This window comes from Streptococcus hongkongensis (assembly GCF_053206145.1).
In genome coordinates this window covers 65,628-83,132 of record NZ_JBRUGD010000010.1, presented here as the reverse complement: position 1 = coordinate 83,132, position 17,505 = coordinate 65,628, and the positions used below count along the sequence as shown (strand labels likewise).

Below are 17,505 nucleotides of genomic sequence, written 5' to 3'. Positions count from 1 at the left end.
CAACTGTAATTGGAGACCGCCCTAATACGGCTCAGCCAGGAGACTACCCAGTTACTGTAGAGGTTACCTATCCAGATGGCACCAAAGATACAGTAACAGTGACAGTTCACGTCACACCAACGCCTGATAAAAAGACACCAACCCTCCCAACTCATAAGAGTAGTACTTCTTCTAAGAAACTATCAGGTCTACAAACCGGTAGTAAAGCATCTACATTGCCAGCTACAAGTGATGAAATTTTCCCATTCTTTACACCTGTTGCTCTAGCTATAATTACATCTGCCGGTCTAATAGTAAGTAAGAAAAGAAGAAGATAACTAGTTTTGACTTAAGATGTCATAAAACTTTTCTGACTTATCTACTTAATCTTCTTGTGATCTCTTAATATAAACATGATTGTTAGTAGGAAAGTCTTAAGTTTAAACTTATAAAACAGTAAAAGGTTGGAGTAGTTCCAACCTTTTATTTCGTTATGGCTTACAGCCAGTTGTTCTCGTAGAGGTGAATAGGTTACACTAAACTAGACAGTCTTATAAAGTGTTCTAAACTAAAGAAAATAGGAGAAAATTATGACTAGAAAAGTACGCCGTCAGTTCACAGATGACTTTAAATAACAGATTGTTGACCTTTATAATTCTGGAAAAAAACAAAACGAGGTTATTAAGGAATATGTTTTAACACCATCTACCTTTGATAAATGGGTTAGACAAGTAAAAACAACCGGATTATTTAAAACAGTTGACAATCTTACGGATGAATAGCGTGAATTGATTGCACTTTGAAAACGCAATAAAGAGTTGGAAAGCGCTGGGCTTCAGAGAGCACTGATTGTTGTTGTGGTAGATTACAATTATATCTCTCTGAGATGTTTTTTGATACCCTTAACTGGCTAACTTCATTTTAGAACTTTCAAAGGACAGGCTGATTGACAAAATTTACTAATAAATTAAAAATGTTATTGACTAATTTTTTAATTTAAGTTAGAATAAAGCTGATAATTTTTAAGGAGAGAGAATATGTTAAATAAAGAAGATGAAAATAACAAGAGCAAGAAAAGAAAATATCTATTATTTTTACTTCTTTTAGCTCTAATTCCCGCCTTTGTAGGTGGTGCTTATGCTTATTGGGCTGGAAATATTAGTGATCCTGTTCAAGTAACTAAAAATCCTACAGTAAATATTGGGAAAGCGAATGATGTAACTACAACATTGAACGTTAGTGATTCTACGAATGGAACAAAAACCCTTGTTCCAGCAGGAAAAAGTAATTTTAGTGTAGGTGGAGCAGATGCGAATACAGAGTTATTTGAACAGACTATTAATGTTACTTGGGTAGATTCTTCTAAAACTGTCTCAGCTAGCGATCAAGTGAATGGGAATTTAGCAATTACAGCTACCCCAAAAATTTCAGGTGCGGATTCTTATAATAGTCTTGTTAATGTTAAGGTTGAACCAACTTCGGCAACTATTAAGTTGAATAATACTACAGCTATCCCAGTTAAGGTTACAGTTACGTTGAATGAGCCTAGTGATAAAGTTGCTTACGATGCAATTATAAATAAACAAATTATCGTTGATTTAACTTTTAAAGTGACTAAGCAATAATTTGAGTTTTATAAGTAAGATGAGGAAGTTAACTCGCTTTTTTAAATTTGCCATTTCTTCTTATATTATATTTTATTTAACTTTTAGCATGATATATACTACAGTGTTTCTTGATTCTAATAGAATCGTAAAATATTTAGGTTGGAAGCCATACGTGGTTTTATCCTCAAGTATGCAACCTAAAATTAATAGAGGTGATGTGGTTGTTGCTACATGGAAGAATCCTGAATTGTTAAGTTATGGAGATATTATTGTAACTAAACCTAAAAATTATTTAACTGTAGTACATTATTTTGCTGGAACTGAAATAAGAGATAATAAGCTCTACATACGAACGCGTAGGCTTGGTGCAGTTAATAAAGAAGAATGGGATTATTGGAAATTATCTTATAACCATTATATAGGGAAATCTAGTTTTAAGATTCCTTGGATTGGAAACTTAATAATTTTTTTAACAACTCCCATTGGAGTTGTGTCTCTATTGGTTGCAACATTTTTACTTCTGATACTTCTCTAAATAAGGGGTGTTAAATATTTTTATAAAAAAACTATTAATTATCATTATCACTATAGTATCATTGATTATTTCTGTTCCAGTTTTTGCCTATTGGGAGGTAACATATCTAGGCAGTATCGCAAATAAACAGACAAAAGTCCAGATTGGTAGTTTTTTTTACGGTAGTATGAAGTTATACTCACCGAACGATACATATAGTAGAGGAAGTATAATTACAAAGGGTGGTAAAGTTTACATTGCAGATATGACAGTTACACCAGATGACCCAAATCATAATCCTGAAATAATTAATACGAATGCGTTAAAAGGGATGAGATATAGAGAGAGTACGAACCTCTATGTCTCGTATAATCGGTACCTTCCTTCAGATTATGTTGTTTATGGAGGAAAAACTTATCAATTAAGTCCTCCGAATTATCATGATCCGAATACAGTACGTCAAGTAAGTCCTGGAGATAACGGACAACGTGTTTGGAATTTGGTGAATGACAGTGTATTGAATACATGGTATAGATATAAAATTTATTATAAGGGAGATGTGATTCAATACTACGGAAAATCTTATGTTTGTTTACAAGATGAGTGTAATCAAATTGCTCCTTCAAATGCCCAATATTGGTACCCTTCTGGTTAGATATTAAGTTTAAAATTGAGAAAAGTTAGTCAGGAGCAATATTATTGTAGATTCTATATTTTGTTTAGGTGTAGCACCGAATATAGGTCTTGCTATCGTAGCAATCGTTCAACTTCGGATTTATTTCAAGCCTCAATTGTCAAGTCAAGTGCAACAAATCATTCCTCTGCTGTTTGAGCTAACTCAAACAGTTTTATTATGGCTTCCAGCCAGATTTTGATACTTTGATTAAGCTAACAGAGTTTTATGATTGTACACTAGATGATTTGGTCATAAAATATCGAGATACAACATTAGTTGACAGGTCGTTAGTTGTTTCCTGTCGTGATTTACAGCAATTAGGCTTAAATAGCGCTTTGTCTCATGGTTTAATTAAACAAGTTTATGATGGCTATTCCTATGAAGAAATTCCAAATGCTTCATTGGATAAGAAAATTAAGGTTGTTTATAAAAAAGATATAATTGGATGTTTAAAAACAGTTGTTAATGATATTGAAGTTATCTGAAATATAAACTTTTTGTAGAAATGAAATTTAGTTTACTAACCATGGTATGTTATAATAGTAGAAAAGGAGGGGTAGAAAATTATGGTTTATACAATTGAAGAAATAAAAGAAAAGATTCAGCCAATAGCTGAAAAGTATGAGTTACCAGTAATTTATCTCTTTGGATCATATGCCAGGAATGAAGCTGATGAAGATAGTGATATTGACTTAGCTATCTCAGTAAAAAATTTGGATATTACAGGTTTTGAGTTATTAGACTTAGAAGATGAAGTAAAAAGTCTATTTAATATACCTGTTGATTTTCTGGTTGTAGAAGATATTGAGATGGGGAAATCACCTATTGCATTACAAGTTAAAAAGAATTTTGAACAAGAAAAGGTAAGATTATATAAGACAGGAACAGTTAGAAAGAGATTATTATTTTCTTAAGCAGATGGTTTACTATTGTGAACAAACATTTGCGAGAATTGAATTTGCTGAGAGATCCCAGCTATCAATTAATGATTCCTTGGCAATGAATCTAGGTCAAATTGGTGAGCAGTTAGATTCTAGTAAGTTATCCGAGGAGTTAATAGAAAAATATACGGATATTCCATGGAGAAAAATAAAAGATTTTAGGAACTTAGCTTATCATAATTATGGAGCAATTAGGATACAAGTACTTTTAAGGGTTATTGAAAATGAATTACCAATTTTACTTGATCAATTGTTATCAGTTTTGAGTGATGTGAAACGGAAGTTATCTAATAGTTAATAAAAAAGAAGTCGTGATTAAGTTCAAGATTTTTTTGTTTTATAAAAATAGAAGCTTTAGTGGTGATAAGGGAACTTTTAGTCCACCTAAAACAAAAACTTCTATTCGTACTATTCCTATTAGTCAGTCTTTAGCTTTAATGTTAAGACAATTGCATGATGATCAGCAAGTTATGTTGAAAAATTTAAAAATTGTAAATATGAATAATCAAATATTTTATGACTATAGGTATGGTGTATCGTCAAATAGTGCTATTAATAAAATTTTGAGAAATGTATTGAATGTATTGAAAATTGAATCAAAAATGACTGCAACAGGTACAAGACATACTTATGGAAGCTATTTATTAGCCAAGGGTGTTGATATTTGGGTAGTTGCAAGATTAATGGGTCATAAGGATATTACACAGTTACTTGAAACTTATGGTCACGTCTTGACAGAAGTAATAAATAAGGAATATGAGACGGTCAGAAGTTTAGTATTTTAAAGCTAATTTTTGAAAAATTGATTCTAGAACAAATTTGCTAAAACAAATAAAAAAACCTTTAAAATCAAGGTTTTTGACACTATTATTAATGCTCCCTACATGAAGATTAACAAATAAAATAAGGTGTTTTATTTGTTCTATAAGAATTTATCGGTAGTTAAATTCAATTTTTCAACTATTTTGTTAAACAAAAAATTTAACATGGAACAAAAATGGAACAAATTTTTAAAAGGAGAAAATAAATTAAGTAGAATTGAATTTAAAGTAATATATAATCTTATAAATATGCTTTAAGATTAGTGAAATGATAATGGATTTAGAATTTGCAAATATAAAGTTTACAAAAGAATAGTATTATTTTATTTTGAATTGATGTTATAATTAAATTATTAAATAAACGGAGGCAAACAATGGCTTTGAACGTTAAAACAAAAGATAGTGTGATTTTTAGTTACTTAAGAGAATTAAATGCTACAATACCTACTTATCAAAGAAGTTATGAATGGGGTCAGGATCAAATTTTGGATTTCTTGGAAGATTTGTTTTCTGAATGGGAAAGAGGAGTTGATAATGAATCTAGATATTTTTTTGGACCAATAATTACAACTGAAGATGAAAATGGTGTCACCCAAGTGATAGATGGTCAACAGAGATTAACCACATCTACTATTTTTTTAGCAGTATTAAGAGATATTTTGAACAGTCTCTCAACTGTTGAAGGAAGTTTGGATATAAAAGGAATTATACAGAGAGATTTAATTGGAGACGGTACAAATTTTTATAAATACAAACTTACACAAATTGGTTCAATTGCTGAAGATTTTAGGAATCAAATTCAAGATGATCAGCACAAAAAAACGGTAGAACATAAAGTACTGTATGCAGGTAAAAGTTCAAAAGGTATGGGAAAAGTTAACAATATTTTGAGAGCTTATAATCAGATATTAAACTATATTAATGATAAAATGAATGGCTTCACAGAAGTAGAAAAATTTAAGTTTATTAGTGAATTATTTGAGGTCTTTACCTATCAATTTTTTGTTGTTGAAATTTCAGCGACTAATCGAACTGAAGCATTTCAAATTTTTCAAACTATTAATGCTCGTGGATTAGATTTATCAGCTGCTGATTTGATAAAATCCGATTTTTTTGGAAATAGTGGTGAAAATACAGAAGAAGTTACGGAAATATGGAACAGAATTGTTAATATTTTAGGGGATTTGAGTTTTTCCGATTTTATCAGGTATTCATGGAACTCTAAATATACTTTTACTACTGCAAGAGGTCTATATAAATCTGTTTCAAAAAACATTAATGAATCAAAAAAAATCATTAGTTTTATGAAAATGTTAGAAAAGTTATCTATTCCTTATTCAGAACTGAATGGAGATTCTGAACCTACTTATTTAATTGAAAGTGAAGATGGGAAACAAGCTTATTATATACTTCAGGAATTAAAAGAATTAAAATTCAAAACTTTTCAACCTTTATATTTGGCAGCAGTGAATAAAAATATATCTGAAAAAATATATTAAAACTTGTACAAGCATCTGCAAACATTTTAATAAGAAATAAAATATTAAATCAAGGTACAAATTGGCTAGAAAAATTATTTTCTAGTTTAGCTCAGGAATTAAATCAGTCTGATTCTCAAACATATGAGATAGTTGATTCGATAATAGAAAAAATCAAAAATGAACAACCTAATGATGTGATGATTAGTACGAAGCTAAGTACTTTTGATTTTTCAACAGATATAAAGTTAGCTAGATATATTCTTAGAAGAATAGAAAATAACAAAGAATTTGAAAAGGGTTTAGTTATTTTTGACAATAAAAAGGTTCATATAGAGCACATTATGCCACAGATTCCAAGTGATCTTTTAGAATGGTCAGTTGATGAAGAAACACATTCAGAATACTTGTGGAAAATTGGTAATTTAACATTATTGTTAGGTACAAAAAATTCTTCTATCGGTAATAATACATTTGATGAGAAAAAAATAGGATATAATGAATCTGATGTCCGAATAACGAGAGAACTTGTTGATTATAAAAAATGGGATCCTTCTAGTATTGATTTCAGAACAAGTAAGATAATAGAAGAATTTCTGAATTTATAAGAGGAAAGGTTAATATTAAACTTCTAATATAGCATAATATTAACTCATTATGTGATAAAAGTAAGCAAACTTATGTTATTTAAGATCAAAAAAAAGTCTTTCTAAAAAAGACTTTTTTTGATATATTCACTATGCCCCCTACAACGATTTCCTACAATTTTTTGTGCTAAAAATAGTCAAGAATGCTGATTTTAAAAACTTTTTATTTTGCTAAATTATTTAAAAATTATTGTTAAAAAAATATTGTGGGACAAAAAGGGGACAAATAGTGATTGAAATAGTATTTAATTTTTTATACTACAAAATGTTATAATATAGAAAAACATTCATAAGGAATTTTTGTATAGCTATAATGAAAAAATATATCACAATATTAACCATTTATTTAATCTTATTTATCTTTATTACTTTTTCTATTGGGGTATTGATGAAAATAAAAAGAGTCTCGTTAATTGGTGGAAGTACAGACGCATGGCTTAACTACTATAGTTCAATCTTGGGTACCACTTTAGTTGTAATGGGAACCTATCTTATTTCTAATAGAGAGTTAACAATTGAAAAAGAAAAGAAAATAAAAGCAAATGAGGCAAAAATAAGATGCGTTACAAGTGAAGTTGAAATTGGTGATGTTTTTATTCCTCAAACCATAATAAACGAAGATTTACATTCTTCATTTTATTCAAATTCAAACATAAAAATCCTGAACTTAGGAAGAAATACAATTACGGATATTAAATATTATTTTGAGATATTAAACTTTGACCAAATAATTTCCTATATTGAAGAAAATGATTTGAATCAATATACATCTAACAGTATAAGAAAACTGTCTTTATCTGAAAGTGATGGTAGATATAAATTGAAAATGAAGGATTTTGAAGGATATTTTGAAAAAGATATAAAGAAAGAAAAATACTTAGAATATATTTTACCTAATAATGAAGCGAATCTATATTTGCCGTTGAATATTATATATTTACAAATATATAGGACATGTTTTTATTTTTTATGGATCTTTAAATCGAGTGTTGAAAAGATTTCAAAAGATATAAAAATACCCGAACTAGTTGTTAAATTGAATATAGAATATACAGACCACTTAGGAGTTGTGAAAAATCAAACGATTTTATATAAAGTTACTACTAGTGCTTATGGTAAGAATGATAGTGTTAATAAGCGAAATGAAGATATGCAACTTATATCACATATAGTTTTTGAGCCACAAGCAAAATAATATTTATTTAATATAAAAAATTTGACAAACAAGTAGTACTACAATATAATATAGATATGATTAAGACTTAGCGATGCCTCTTTACAATGCGTACCAGTGCTAAGTCGTTTTTTTATGGAGTAAATATGAAAACTGCAAAAACAATCGATGAGCAACTTGAAATTTTAATGAGTAGAGGTATTAAAATAGGTGATTATGACGAAGCCTATTCAATGCTTGAGAATGTTAACTATTACACCTTGACAGGGTATCTGTTTCCGTTTAAAAACGGAGAAGTATATAAAGACAATATAACAATGGAGCTTGCAATTAATCTTTACAAGTTTGATAATGTTATTCGCAATATTTTAACCTCATTGATTGTAGAAGCAGAAGAGAAATTGAAGACTAGAATTGCTTATCAGATTGCGATTAATCATCCCGATGATCCCTTAATTTATACGGATGTTAATTATTTTAAAAATAGTAATGATCATAGTAGGTTAATGAACGAATTCCAAAATAATATTCGAAATAATCGAACTGTACCATTCGTTAGGCACCATATTGTAAATTATAGGGGGCAGTTTCCGATTTGGGTGGCAGTGAATTTATTTACATTAGGGAATATTAAATACCTTTACAAAAATATACCAAGTAAAGATCGTAAAAATATTAGCAAAACACTTAATGTATCGCCATTAGTCTTAGATAGTTGGATTGATACCTTGCGAATACTACGGAATAAACTAGCACATAATATGAGATTGTATGATAGTACTTTTCATCACACACCTAAATTTGAGAAACAACATGAATATAAACCAAAGACAAATAGACTATTTTTTAACTTCGTACTTATGAAGTATCTTTTAGGAAATAGTGATACTTGGGTACGAGCTATTAATAATCTTGAAGAAGCATTTGAGCAATATAATGAATACATTGAACTAGATGTGATTGGTTTTCCTAATAACTGGGCAGAAATATTAAATGAGATATAAAAAATAAAGGATTCCTATAATAGGAATCCTTCAGAACGAAGACAAACTAGTGAAGTTGCTAGTTTGTTTTTTATTGTCTAGTCTTAATTTCTCTAAAATCTGATAAATTATGCTATTTAAGCCAAAATAAAAAAGCCTTTATGCCATCATTTTAACCAATTTTTTGAGATTTAGGCACGCCAAAGTCAGTCCAACCTTAGCTTTCATTTTGGACATTCCAATTTCTCTCGTATAACGAAGGTTGTGATATTCTTTAGCCCTTCCAAAAAGCCGCTCAATACTCTGCTTACGTAGCTTATAGAGTTCTTTCATACCTCTTTGATGCCGAATATCTTCACAAATTTCTAGATAGTCTTTCCAGATATGTCGGATGACAACCTTTTGGTGAGTCACACTCTCAGTACACACTTCTAGAAGGGGGCAAGAAGCAGAAATTTCGGGGTCGCTTTTATATTCTCGGTAGCCAGATCAATTTGTTGTTGTATAGGACAATACTTGGTTTTCAGGACAAAGATAAGAATCATAATACTCATCATAACTAAAGGCATTTGGTCTTAACTTATCTTTCTTACCACGAGGCCTAGTATAAGGGAAAACAGGTCTTACCTCATTATCCAAGAGTAACTTGGCAATACTAGGGGTCTTGTAACCTGAATCAGCGATAATAAAGTCTGGTTGAAACCCTTTTATCTTCTTCCAAAGTGCTGGAAAGGCCTGACTATCATGAGTATTTCCAGAATCTACAGTATAAGCTAAGACCCAACCATTCTTATCGCATGCCACTTGACTTGTGTAGGCAAAGACATCTTTATGTTCACCTTTATGATACCAACCACTTTCAGGATCAGTCGTAGAAACTTTCTTATTTGTGGGCTCTTTTTCTTTGGCGAGCCCTAATAACTTTTTTCCATGCTTTTCCCTGTCTCTAGCAATTTCCAATTCCAATTGGTCACTCATAAATTTAGCTTGTGATTCTACTTTCTGATTGCTATATTTGTGAGTGTTGGCAGCCGCCTTAATGTGTGTGCCATCCACAAAAATTGCAGTGGGATCAATTAGTCCAGCATTTAGGCAGAGACCTAAGATATGAGAAAATATGCCTTCAATTACTTGTTTATCTTGGAAACGACGACTGTAGTTCTTACCGTAAGTTGTAAAATGGGGTACCTTATCTTCCAAAGTCAATCCGAGAAACCAGCGGTAAGCCACATTGACTTCAATTTCTTTAATAGTTTGACGCATGGAACGGATGCCAAACAGACTTTGGATAAGAGGAATTTTAACCAACAACACTGGGTCTAAACTAGGACGCCCATTATCAAGACAATAACTGTCTTTCACTAGGTCATAAATAAAAGAGAAATCTATGACATGATCAATTTGACGAAGCTGATGGTCTTCTGGGACTAACTCATCTAGACTATAAAAACCGACTTGATTGCGATTGTAATTAGGATTTTCTTTGTGAAACATAGGGAGCACCTCACAAGTATTCTTATCAATTCTATTATACTCCCAAGAAGAGAAAAACGTTGACTTATTATCACAAATGAGATATTTTTCCCAGTGGCATAAGTGGCTAAGTCCAATTTAGAAAAGCCACTACGGAATTTTTTAGACAGGGGCTAAAAAATTAGTAATGGAATTCCGAAGAATCAAAAGGTCCAGTGGACGTTTTGATCTGCTCTCCTTGAAACCAGAAAGAGAGCATACCAAGTCCGAGCCACTTTAGAAAAATATCAAAAAAGTGAAGACATGGACTTTATCTTCACTCTGAAAGCCTTTAATCAAAGGCTTTCTTATGTATAGTATGATGCCCCCTACAGGGCTCGAACCTGTGACCCATAGATTAAGAGTCTACTGCTCTACCAACTGAGCTAAGGAGGCGAAAAAGAATGCTGTATTGGCACCGGTGGTCCACGATTTGTATTGATCCCGCGCAAATTAAGCAGGTGGGTAACGCGTCCTCTCTTGGAAGTTGCTTCCGCGTGTAACGGCTTGCAGACTAGAGGGGAACTTTGTTTCCCGAAATACAAAGAAATAGTCGGTCAACACTTATATGTGGACTCGTATGCCACAGCAATTTTTCTTTACCTATATGATATCACTTTTTGAAAATTTTTCAAGACTTTAGGGGACTTTTTTGGAAACGGTTGCTTACTTTCAGCTTGTTTCAATTGCCGGAAAGTTTATCAATTCGCTCTTTGTTGGCACCTAAGGCTCGTTCGTATTTACCAGTCTCATTGGGCTCAAAATAGTTCTTGTTTTTGATCTTATCTGGTAGGTATTGTTGCTTGACCCATTTGTCTGGATAGGCATGGGGATAGAGGTAATCTTGAGCATTGCCCAGTTCTTTACTACCCAAATAGTGGCCATCGCGCAGATGCCTTGGAATGGGGAGATTGCCTGACTTGCGTAGGTCACTCAGTGCTGCATCCATGGCCGTATAGGCCGAATTCGATTTGGGTGATAAGGCCAAGTCAATAACCACATTGGCGATCAGTATGCGCGCTTCTGGGAAGCCAATTTTTTGCGCAGCATCTAATGCCGTGACGGTGTGCATTTGTGCTTCGGGATTGGCCAAGCCGATGTCCTCATAGGCAATGACCTTCAAGCGGCGAGCTAAAGAAGGCAGGTCTCCAGCTTCAACTAAACGTGCGGCGTAATGGAGGCTGGCGTTGACATCAGAGCCCCGAATCGATTTTTGTAGAGCAGACAGGACATCGTAGTGACCGTCCCCATTTTTATCCATGGTAATATAGCTTCGCTGCAAGCTATTCTCAACAGTATCCAGCGTTACATGACGGCCGCCATCTTTGTCTGGTTGCGTAGACATAACGGCTAAGTCTAAGGAATTATAGGCAGAGCGTAGATCACCATTGGTGGCAGTTGTGATGAAATCTAGGGCATCCTGGTCTAGTTTGACCTCAAAATCAAAGCCTCGCTCATGGTCGGTGAGAACAGTTTGGATAGCCTCTTTGATATCTTGATTAGACAAAGGCTCTAGCTCAAAAATTTGGACCCGACTGCGAATGGCTGGGGTGACTGAGAAGAATGGATTTTCGGTGGTGGCCCCAATCATGATAATGTTGCCATTTTCTAAGAGTGGCAGGAGGAAATCTTGTTTGGTTTTGTCAAGACGGTGAATTTCATCCAGTAAAAGAACGAGTCCGCCGGAGAACTTAGCTTCTTCGGCGATTTCTTGTAGTCGTTTTTTGGTGTCAACCGTCGCATTAAAGGTGCGAAAGGCGTATTTGGTTGTTCCTGCAATGGCACTGGCTATGGAGGTTTTACCAATTCCCGGAGGGCCAAAGAGAATCATGGAAGATAACATGTTGGCATCAACCATCCGGCGAATGATTTTGCCTTCGCCAACTAGGTGGGTTTGTCCAATGACTTCGGAAATCGTTCGTGGTCGCATCCGTAAGGCTAAATTATCTGGCATCTCTTTCCTCCAATTCTTTTGTAAAGAGTAAGTCGTCGTGTGGGACGCCATTGATGATTAGGTGTCCTGTCAGTTGTGCCTCTAGCTTAAAGCCCAGTTTGTGATAGAGTTTGATAGCTGAGTCATTGCCACTGGTGACATGCATGGTAATCCTTTTGTAGCCTTGAGCAGATGCGATAGGAAAGAAGTGAGCAAGCATAGCTTGGCCGATGCCCCTTCCTTGGTAATCGTTTGAGACAGCTAGACCAAAGGTCACAACGTGAGCCCCTTGTTCAAAGGGATACATGGGATTGTAGGAGAGACAAGCTAAAATTGTCCCATTTTCTTCGGCAACCAAAATGCCAGAGCGAGCTTTCTTACTACGTTCCAGATCTTTAGCTGTGGTCAAACGGCCATAGACGGGTGAATTATAAGGGTTCCAAACCGAATTTTCGATTGCCATGACTTGTTGGTAGTCACTTGCTTGTATTGGCCGTATCAGCATGCTTTCTCCTTTGATCTATTATTCTTTCATTGTATCAAAAAATTGATATTCTTTCATGAAATCAAAGAAAGAAGAAGTCAATTGACCTCTTCTTGATGATGTTATGTGATAGGTTAGGAGTGATTGACTAGTTTAATGAAGTTTTCTACCATTGTTATGCCATGCGGCGTGCCGATACTTTCGGGATGAAATTGTAGACCAAAAAGAGGATGGGTCTTGTGATAAAAGGCCATGATATCATGGTATTTATTATCCCGAGCCGTCACAATAAAGTCCTCTGGTAAACTTTCCACAATAATGGAATGGTAACGCATGACAGTTAGTTCGCTTGGTAGCCCTTCAAAGAGGGGGCTACTAGCAGTAACGCTGATGTCACTTTGTTTGCCGTGCATGACCTCTTTTGCCAGGCAAAGTTTTCCACCAAAGGCTTCAGCAATAGCTTGATGCCCTAAGCAGACACCAAGAATTGGTTTTTGTCCTGCAAATGTTTTGATGAGTTCCGGCATCTGACCGGCTTCATTTGGCCATCCAGGACCTGGTGAGAAAATTAAAGCACTAGCTTCTTGAGCTACTTTAACTAAATCAGGGTCATCGTTTTTCAAGACAAGAACGTCAGCTTTTTCAGACACATACTGTGCTAAATTATAGGTGAAAGAATCATAGTTATCAATAAGTAGGATCATGAGATTCTTCCTTTCTAGGATCAGCTTCAGCAGACAGGGTCAGTTCAAAAAGACCTCGTAGACTATTGGCCCCATAAATATGTTTTGCACCTTCTAAATCAGCTAGGGTCAATTCTTTTTCACTGACTTGACCATTATCAATGAGATATTGTCGATAGATACCTGGTAAGATGCCAAGAGATAGTGGGGGTGTTAAAAGTTGGCCATCGATGTCCAGAATTAAATTGGCTATTGAAGTCTCCAGAAGTAAACCATCAGCAGTATGGTAGATTGCCTCTTGGTGACTTATCTTAAGATGTGGCCTGTGGCTTGTCTTGAAATAAGCAAATGGTAAGTCTGCGACATCCAATTCTTGTAGGCAGAGTTTAGCCTGTAAGAAGCTTGCAGGTAAGTCAACTAGTGGCTGAGCATCTAATTGCCACTGACCTAGACGATTGAGTTCAATTGATAAATTGTAGGCTTGGTTATCCAGAGTGTTTAGTGTTCTAGCAATAGTTTCTTGTAAGTCTTCCTCTTTAAATGGGTAACCAAAATATGTGGCACTCTCTTTAAAGCGATTAATATGTTGGTTTAAAAAGTGAAGTTGTCCATTGTCAATTAAGGCTCTTGATTTGAGAGTAAAAGGGAGTCGTTTACGATAGAGGACAGCTGTTTTTTGATGAACCTCTTCGTATTCACTTTGCCACTTGCTATCCCAAGTGATACCGCCGCCAGCTCCGTAGATGGCTTGTCCGTCAAATAACTGAATGGTTCGAATGCCGACGTTAAAAATCTTATCTCCATTTGGTAAACAGATACCTAAACTACCACAGTAAATGCCTCGAGGTTTCGGTTCCAAACGGTTAATAATCGCCATTGTTGCCCTTTTGGGTGCACCAGTGATTGAACCGCATGGAAAGAGTGCTTCAAGAATATCAGAAAATGACGTTTCTTGGCGTAATTGACCGACAATGGTCGAAGTCATTTGCCAAACAGTGGAGTAGCGTTCAACATCACATAACTTGGTCACAGTAATTGATCCTGTCTGGCAGATTTTTCCCATATCATTACGTAAGAGATCGACAATCATCATGTTCTCAGAACGGTTTTTAGGGTCCTGTGCTAACCACTCTTTTTCAACTAAATCAGATAAACTATTGACGCCACGTTTAGTTGTCCCTTTCATTGGACGTGTGATGAGTTCTTGTCCCTTTTGCTGGAAGAAGAGTTCTGGACTAGCTGAAATGATCGCCGTCTGATCATGAGCAATGTAGGCATTATAACCAGCTGCCTGCTCGACGACTAATTGGTTGTAAATGGCTAAGCTATCTGACTGATTTAGCTCTTGGCTCAGTTGGATGGTGTAATTGACTTGGTAAGTGTTGCCCTGACGCATTTCCTGATGAATGGTTTCAATTGCCTTTTGATACTCGTCTTGGCAGGTGGAACTGTGCCACTTGCTTCCTAAATCGACAGCATCGTAATCAAGAGGCATGGCTTCTTGATGGCAGGTATCATGGACAGTAAAATAGGCGAAATACTCTTGACCCAATGGCTGTGAGTGTGTTGCTAATGTTGAATCAAAAAAAGTAGCGGCTTCATAACTCAAATAACCAACAACATAATAGCCTTGATTCTGGTAGTAGTCAACATCAGCAATGACTTGTCCAACGTCTTCTAAATCTTGTGCAATTAATTCTTTAATTGGATTGACAAATTGGTAACGACAACCCAAGTCTTTGAAATCAATGATTGTTTTTCTATGCATGCCCCAATTATATCATAAAAAAATTATCACGAAAGACTAATGTTTAATACTTTTAATAGCTCATTAGACGCCTATCCAGTTGCCAACATTTTGTCAGAAAAGTGTGGTTTTATTGCTCATGTGGGCGAAAGAAAAGAGACCAGTTACGGTCCCTTAGAAAACTTAATTCTGTTTTGTTTTCTTTGTTACAAAGAGCATTGACAAAGCTAGACCCAGACTGGCAATTGCTAGGGAAGGTGTAATGTGTTGCCCATAGTCTCCCAAATTTGGAAGTGCCTTGGCTAGCTGAGCCTTTTTTGACTCAGGTAAGGTATAGACTGAGGGTGCTTGATAGGCGTTAGCAAGAGGGTTGGTTAAGTGAATTCTAGTAGCAGCTGGTTTGAATTCAGCACTTGTTAGCTCTTGGACCACAGGTGCTAGTGGCGCATCAGCTTTGGCTGAGTTAATTTCTTTGAGGTCGGGCTCTGCTTTTTTATGTGACCAAATGGTTTGGAAGAGGCCGTTTGATTCAAAGAGTTTGCCTAATTCTAGGAGAATTCTGTCTTGATTAGCTGCGCTATTAAATAAAATCCCTAAAGGCATGCCATCTTTAGTTAAATGAGTTGGTAGGGATAAAGAAGGTGTCCCAGTCAAATTGGCTAATTGAGTGAAGGGAGTTAAGGTCCAGGCTGGTAGCCATTGTCGGTAGATTAGGTTTAGTTTTTCTTCTTTTGAATAGCTAGACATATCTGCCAAAATCGGTTTCAGATTATCTGGAATATGATGATAGTCCGCACTTGGAGCTGCATAAGAAGTTGTTGGGGTTAAGAAAATGGGATAAGTCTGATAAAAGGCATTAAGCTGATCAGTCATCTGGCCAATAGTTGCCCACGCAGCATCTAAATCAGCCTTACTGAGGTCTTTTCCTGTTTGATAGAGTGCCCATGATAGCAATTCAACATCATCTTTTTGGAGATGACGCTTTAATTTTTGATTGGCCATAAAGTCAATGGAAAGGGCACCTTTGGCAGCGATGGTGTAGTAGGCTTCCATCATTTTTTTGCCATCAACAGGATAGTTGACTTCAACTGTTTTAAAGCCTTCTTTGTTCAGAAAGGCAACCGCTTCTTTGACAGCTTGAATAGCTTCGTCAGAAATTGGTGTTCCAGCAGGTGTTTGTGTCGTATAGGCGATGGGAATGTCTTTAGAGAGATGTTGGCTTGTTTGGCTAGCTTTGGCCTGGTTTTTTAAAAGGGCTTCAAAGAGTTTCTGGGTATCCTCGATACTTTTTGTCAATGCAAAATGACTGACATTATTGGTACTAGCTGCTGAATTGCCTTCCAAAATACCACGACTCGGATGCAAACCTATTAACCCGGTCCATGAGGCAGGGATTCGTGTCGAGCCACCACCATCAGATGCACTGGCAACAGGAACTTGTCCAGCAGCTACCCCGGCAGCAGACCCGCCAGAAGATCCGCCGGGGTTATAGGCTGTATTCCATGGATTGTGCGTAACGCCGTAGAGACCAGAATTGGTAACGTTGATCCATCCCATCTCAGGGAAAGAAGATTGACCAAGGACGACAAAGCCAGCACTTTGAAGGGCTTTAACAAAGCTAGATGTTCCTTTACTTGTTTGATCAGATAGGAAGGCTAGCCCGTTAGTATTTTGTCCCCCGGCTATTGTGTGGCCAAGCCCCTTGACTAGAATAGGGACCTTGTAAAATGGTTGACCATTATCAAGCATAGCAGCACTTTCCTGATGTGCAGCGGCTTCTCTGAGACTGATGACATTGTTTAAATCAGTATTGGTCGCTTTGATGGTGTCCAGTGCAAACGTAAGTAACTGGTCGCCAGTCACCTTATTCGTACGAACCCAGTCTGACAGTTGACTAGCACTGGCGTTTTGGTAGTCGTCAAGTGTGATAGTTGGGCTAATGGTGAGCGTAGCTTCTGAGGACGCATCTTGAGCAGTGTTGATTGGACTGGAAGTTGTCTTTGACGTGCCAACCATTGGCCCAGAAGAGGACGCCCCTAAGAGAGAAGATTGGTCTGTTTGTGGGCTAATTGCTAGTGCAGTAGTTACAACATTGGTTGAACTGTTGGGATCAACTGGAGCTACAGAAGTCATCTGAGTCGTAGACTCTGGAGCAATAACAGTTGTAGTAGAAGGCTTACTTGCTGACAAATTAGAGGCTTCCTGGGCTTGCACGCTAGGTGCAATTAAAAAGCTCCCTGTTAACAAAAGACTTGCTATTAAGAGCGGGCACGACTGTAATTGAATATTATTAAGTGGTTTAGACATTTCTAATCTCCTTATTATG

Annotated in this window: 16 protein-coding genes, 1 tRNA gene, 1 other RNA gene and 3 pseudogenes; 13 read left to right on the top strand and 8 right to left on the bottom strand. The window is 35.6% G+C overall.

Annotated elements, in window-relative coordinates; genetic code table 11:
• From ACVRZD_RS07545 to ACVRZD_RS07485, 13 genes and pseudogenes are all read left to right on the top strand, one after another.
• A partial coding sequence (locus ACVRZD_RS07545) for an LPXTG cell wall anchor domain-containing protein (RefSeq protein ID WP_447450401.1) occupies window positions 1-317 on the top strand: 317 nt, incomplete at its 5' end.
• Between the two features lie 300 nt (window positions 318-617).
• Window positions 618-758 (top strand): annotated as a pseudogene (locus tag ACVRZD_RS07540) (IS3 family transposase); the annotation flags it as partial.
• A gap of 258 nt (window positions 759-1,016) precedes the next feature.
• Window positions 1,017-1,604, top strand: coding sequence for a hypothetical protein (locus ACVRZD_RS07535; protein WP_037627581.1), 588 nt, complete (start codon window positions 1,017-1,019; stop codon window positions 1,602-1,604).
• Between the two features lie 19 nt (window positions 1,605-1,623).
• Window positions 1,624-2,121 carry a signal peptidase I gene (locus ACVRZD_RS07530; protein ID WP_037627582.1) on the top strand — a complete coding sequence of 166 codons (498 nt, stop codon included), beginning with the start codon at window positions 1,624-1,626 and terminating at the stop codon, window positions 2,119-2,121.
• Between the two features lie 166 nt (window positions 2,122-2,287).
• Window positions 2,288-2,755, top strand: a complete 468-nt coding sequence (locus ACVRZD_RS07525) for a hypothetical protein (protein ID WP_155274974.1) — start codon at window positions 2,288-2,290, stop codon at window positions 2,753-2,755.
• 224 nt (window positions 2,756-2,979) lie between these two features.
• Window positions 2,980-3,261: a helix-turn-helix domain-containing protein gene (locus ACVRZD_RS07520; RefSeq protein WP_447450400.1), complete on the top strand. Its 282-nt coding sequence runs from the start codon at window positions 2,980-2,982 to the stop codon at window positions 3,259-3,261.
• Between the two features lie 81 nt (window positions 3,262-3,342).
• Window positions 3,343-3,690 (top strand): nucleotidyltransferase family protein, encoded by a 348-nt coding sequence (locus ACVRZD_RS07515; protein WP_037627584.1) that lies wholly within the window; start codon window positions 3,343-3,345, stop codon window positions 3,688-3,690.
• A 4-nt stretch (window positions 3,691-3,694) separates the two neighbouring features.
• A complete protein-coding gene (locus tag ACVRZD_RS07510; RefSeq protein WP_230588989.1) occupies window positions 3,695-4,015 on the top strand; it encodes a HepT-like ribonuclease domain-containing protein in 321 nt (106 codons plus the stop codon).
• Between the two features lie 49 nt (window positions 4,016-4,064).
• A pseudogene (locus tag ACVRZD_RS07505) lies at window positions 4,065-4,502 on the top strand (tyrosine-type recombinase/integrase); the annotation flags it as partial.
• Between the two features lie 410 nt (window positions 4,503-4,912).
• Window positions 4,913-6,037 carry a DUF262 domain-containing protein gene (locus ACVRZD_RS07500; RefSeq protein WP_037627586.1) on the top strand — a complete coding sequence of 375 codons (1,125 nt, stop codon included), beginning with the start codon at window positions 4,913-4,915 and terminating at the stop codon, window positions 6,035-6,037.
• A 179-nt stretch (window positions 6,038-6,216) separates the two neighbouring features.
• Complete coding sequence (locus ACVRZD_RS07495) at window positions 6,217-6,624, top strand: HNH endonuclease family protein (protein ID WP_037627587.1); 408 nt, start codon at window positions 6,217-6,219, stop codon at window positions 6,622-6,624.
• A gap of 352 nt (window positions 6,625-6,976) precedes the next feature.
• Complete coding sequence (locus ACVRZD_RS07490; RefSeq protein WP_198777499.1) at window positions 6,977-7,858, top strand: hypothetical protein; 882 nt, start codon at window positions 6,977-6,979, stop codon at window positions 7,856-7,858.
• A 125-nt stretch (window positions 7,859-7,983) separates the two neighbouring features.
• Window positions 7,984-8,841, top strand: coding sequence for an Abi family protein (locus ACVRZD_RS07485; protein ID WP_037627589.1), 858 nt, complete (start codon window positions 7,984-7,986; stop codon window positions 8,839-8,841).
• 14 nt (window positions 8,842-8,855) lie between these two features.
• Here ACVRZD_RS07485 and ACVRZD_RS07480 read toward each other — a convergent pair.
• From ACVRZD_RS07480 to ACVRZD_RS07445, 8 genes and pseudogenes are all read right to left on the bottom strand, one after another.
• Window positions 8,856-10,314, bottom strand: a pseudogene (locus tag ACVRZD_RS07480) (IS1182 family transposase).
• A gap of 341 nt (window positions 10,315-10,655) precedes the next feature.
• Window positions 10,656-10,728: transfer RNA gene (locus tag ACVRZD_RS07475), tRNA-Lys, on the bottom strand.
• Between the two features lie 4 nt (window positions 10,729-10,732).
• Window positions 10,733-10,927, bottom strand: a non-coding RNA gene (ssrS, locus tag ACVRZD_RS07470) — 6S RNA.
• Window positions 10,928-11,014: 87 nt separating this feature from the next.
• Window positions 11,015-12,286, bottom strand: coding sequence for a replication-associated recombination protein A (locus ACVRZD_RS07465; protein WP_037626411.1), 1,272 nt, complete (start codon window positions 12,284-12,286; stop codon window positions 11,015-11,017).
• Window positions 12,276-12,770 carry a GNAT family N-acetyltransferase gene (locus tag ACVRZD_RS07460; protein ID WP_037626413.1) on the bottom strand — a complete coding sequence of 165 codons (495 nt, stop codon included), beginning with the start codon at window positions 12,768-12,770 and terminating at the stop codon, window positions 12,276-12,278. The genes ACVRZD_RS07465 and ACVRZD_RS07460 overlap by 11 nt, the downstream gene beginning before the upstream one ends.
• Window positions 12,771-12,883: 113 nt before the next feature.
• Window positions 12,884-13,453: an aminodeoxychorismate/anthranilate synthase component II gene (locus ACVRZD_RS07455; protein WP_447450399.1), complete on the bottom strand. Its 570-nt coding sequence runs from the start codon at window positions 13,451-13,453 to the stop codon at window positions 12,884-12,886.
• Window positions 13,437-15,200, bottom strand: a complete 1,764-nt coding sequence (gene pabB, locus ACVRZD_RS07450; RefSeq protein ID WP_052128139.1) for an aminodeoxychorismate synthase component I — start codon at window positions 15,198-15,200, stop codon at window positions 13,437-13,439. Before pabB ends, ACVRZD_RS07455 begins: the two co-directional genes overlap by 17 nt.
• Window positions 15,201-15,362: 162 nt before the next feature.
• Window positions 15,363-17,486, bottom strand: coding sequence for an amidase family protein (locus tag ACVRZD_RS07445; protein WP_080730856.1), 2,124 nt, complete (start codon window positions 17,484-17,486; stop codon window positions 15,363-15,365).
• Window positions 17,487-17,505: the final 19 nt, after the last annotated feature.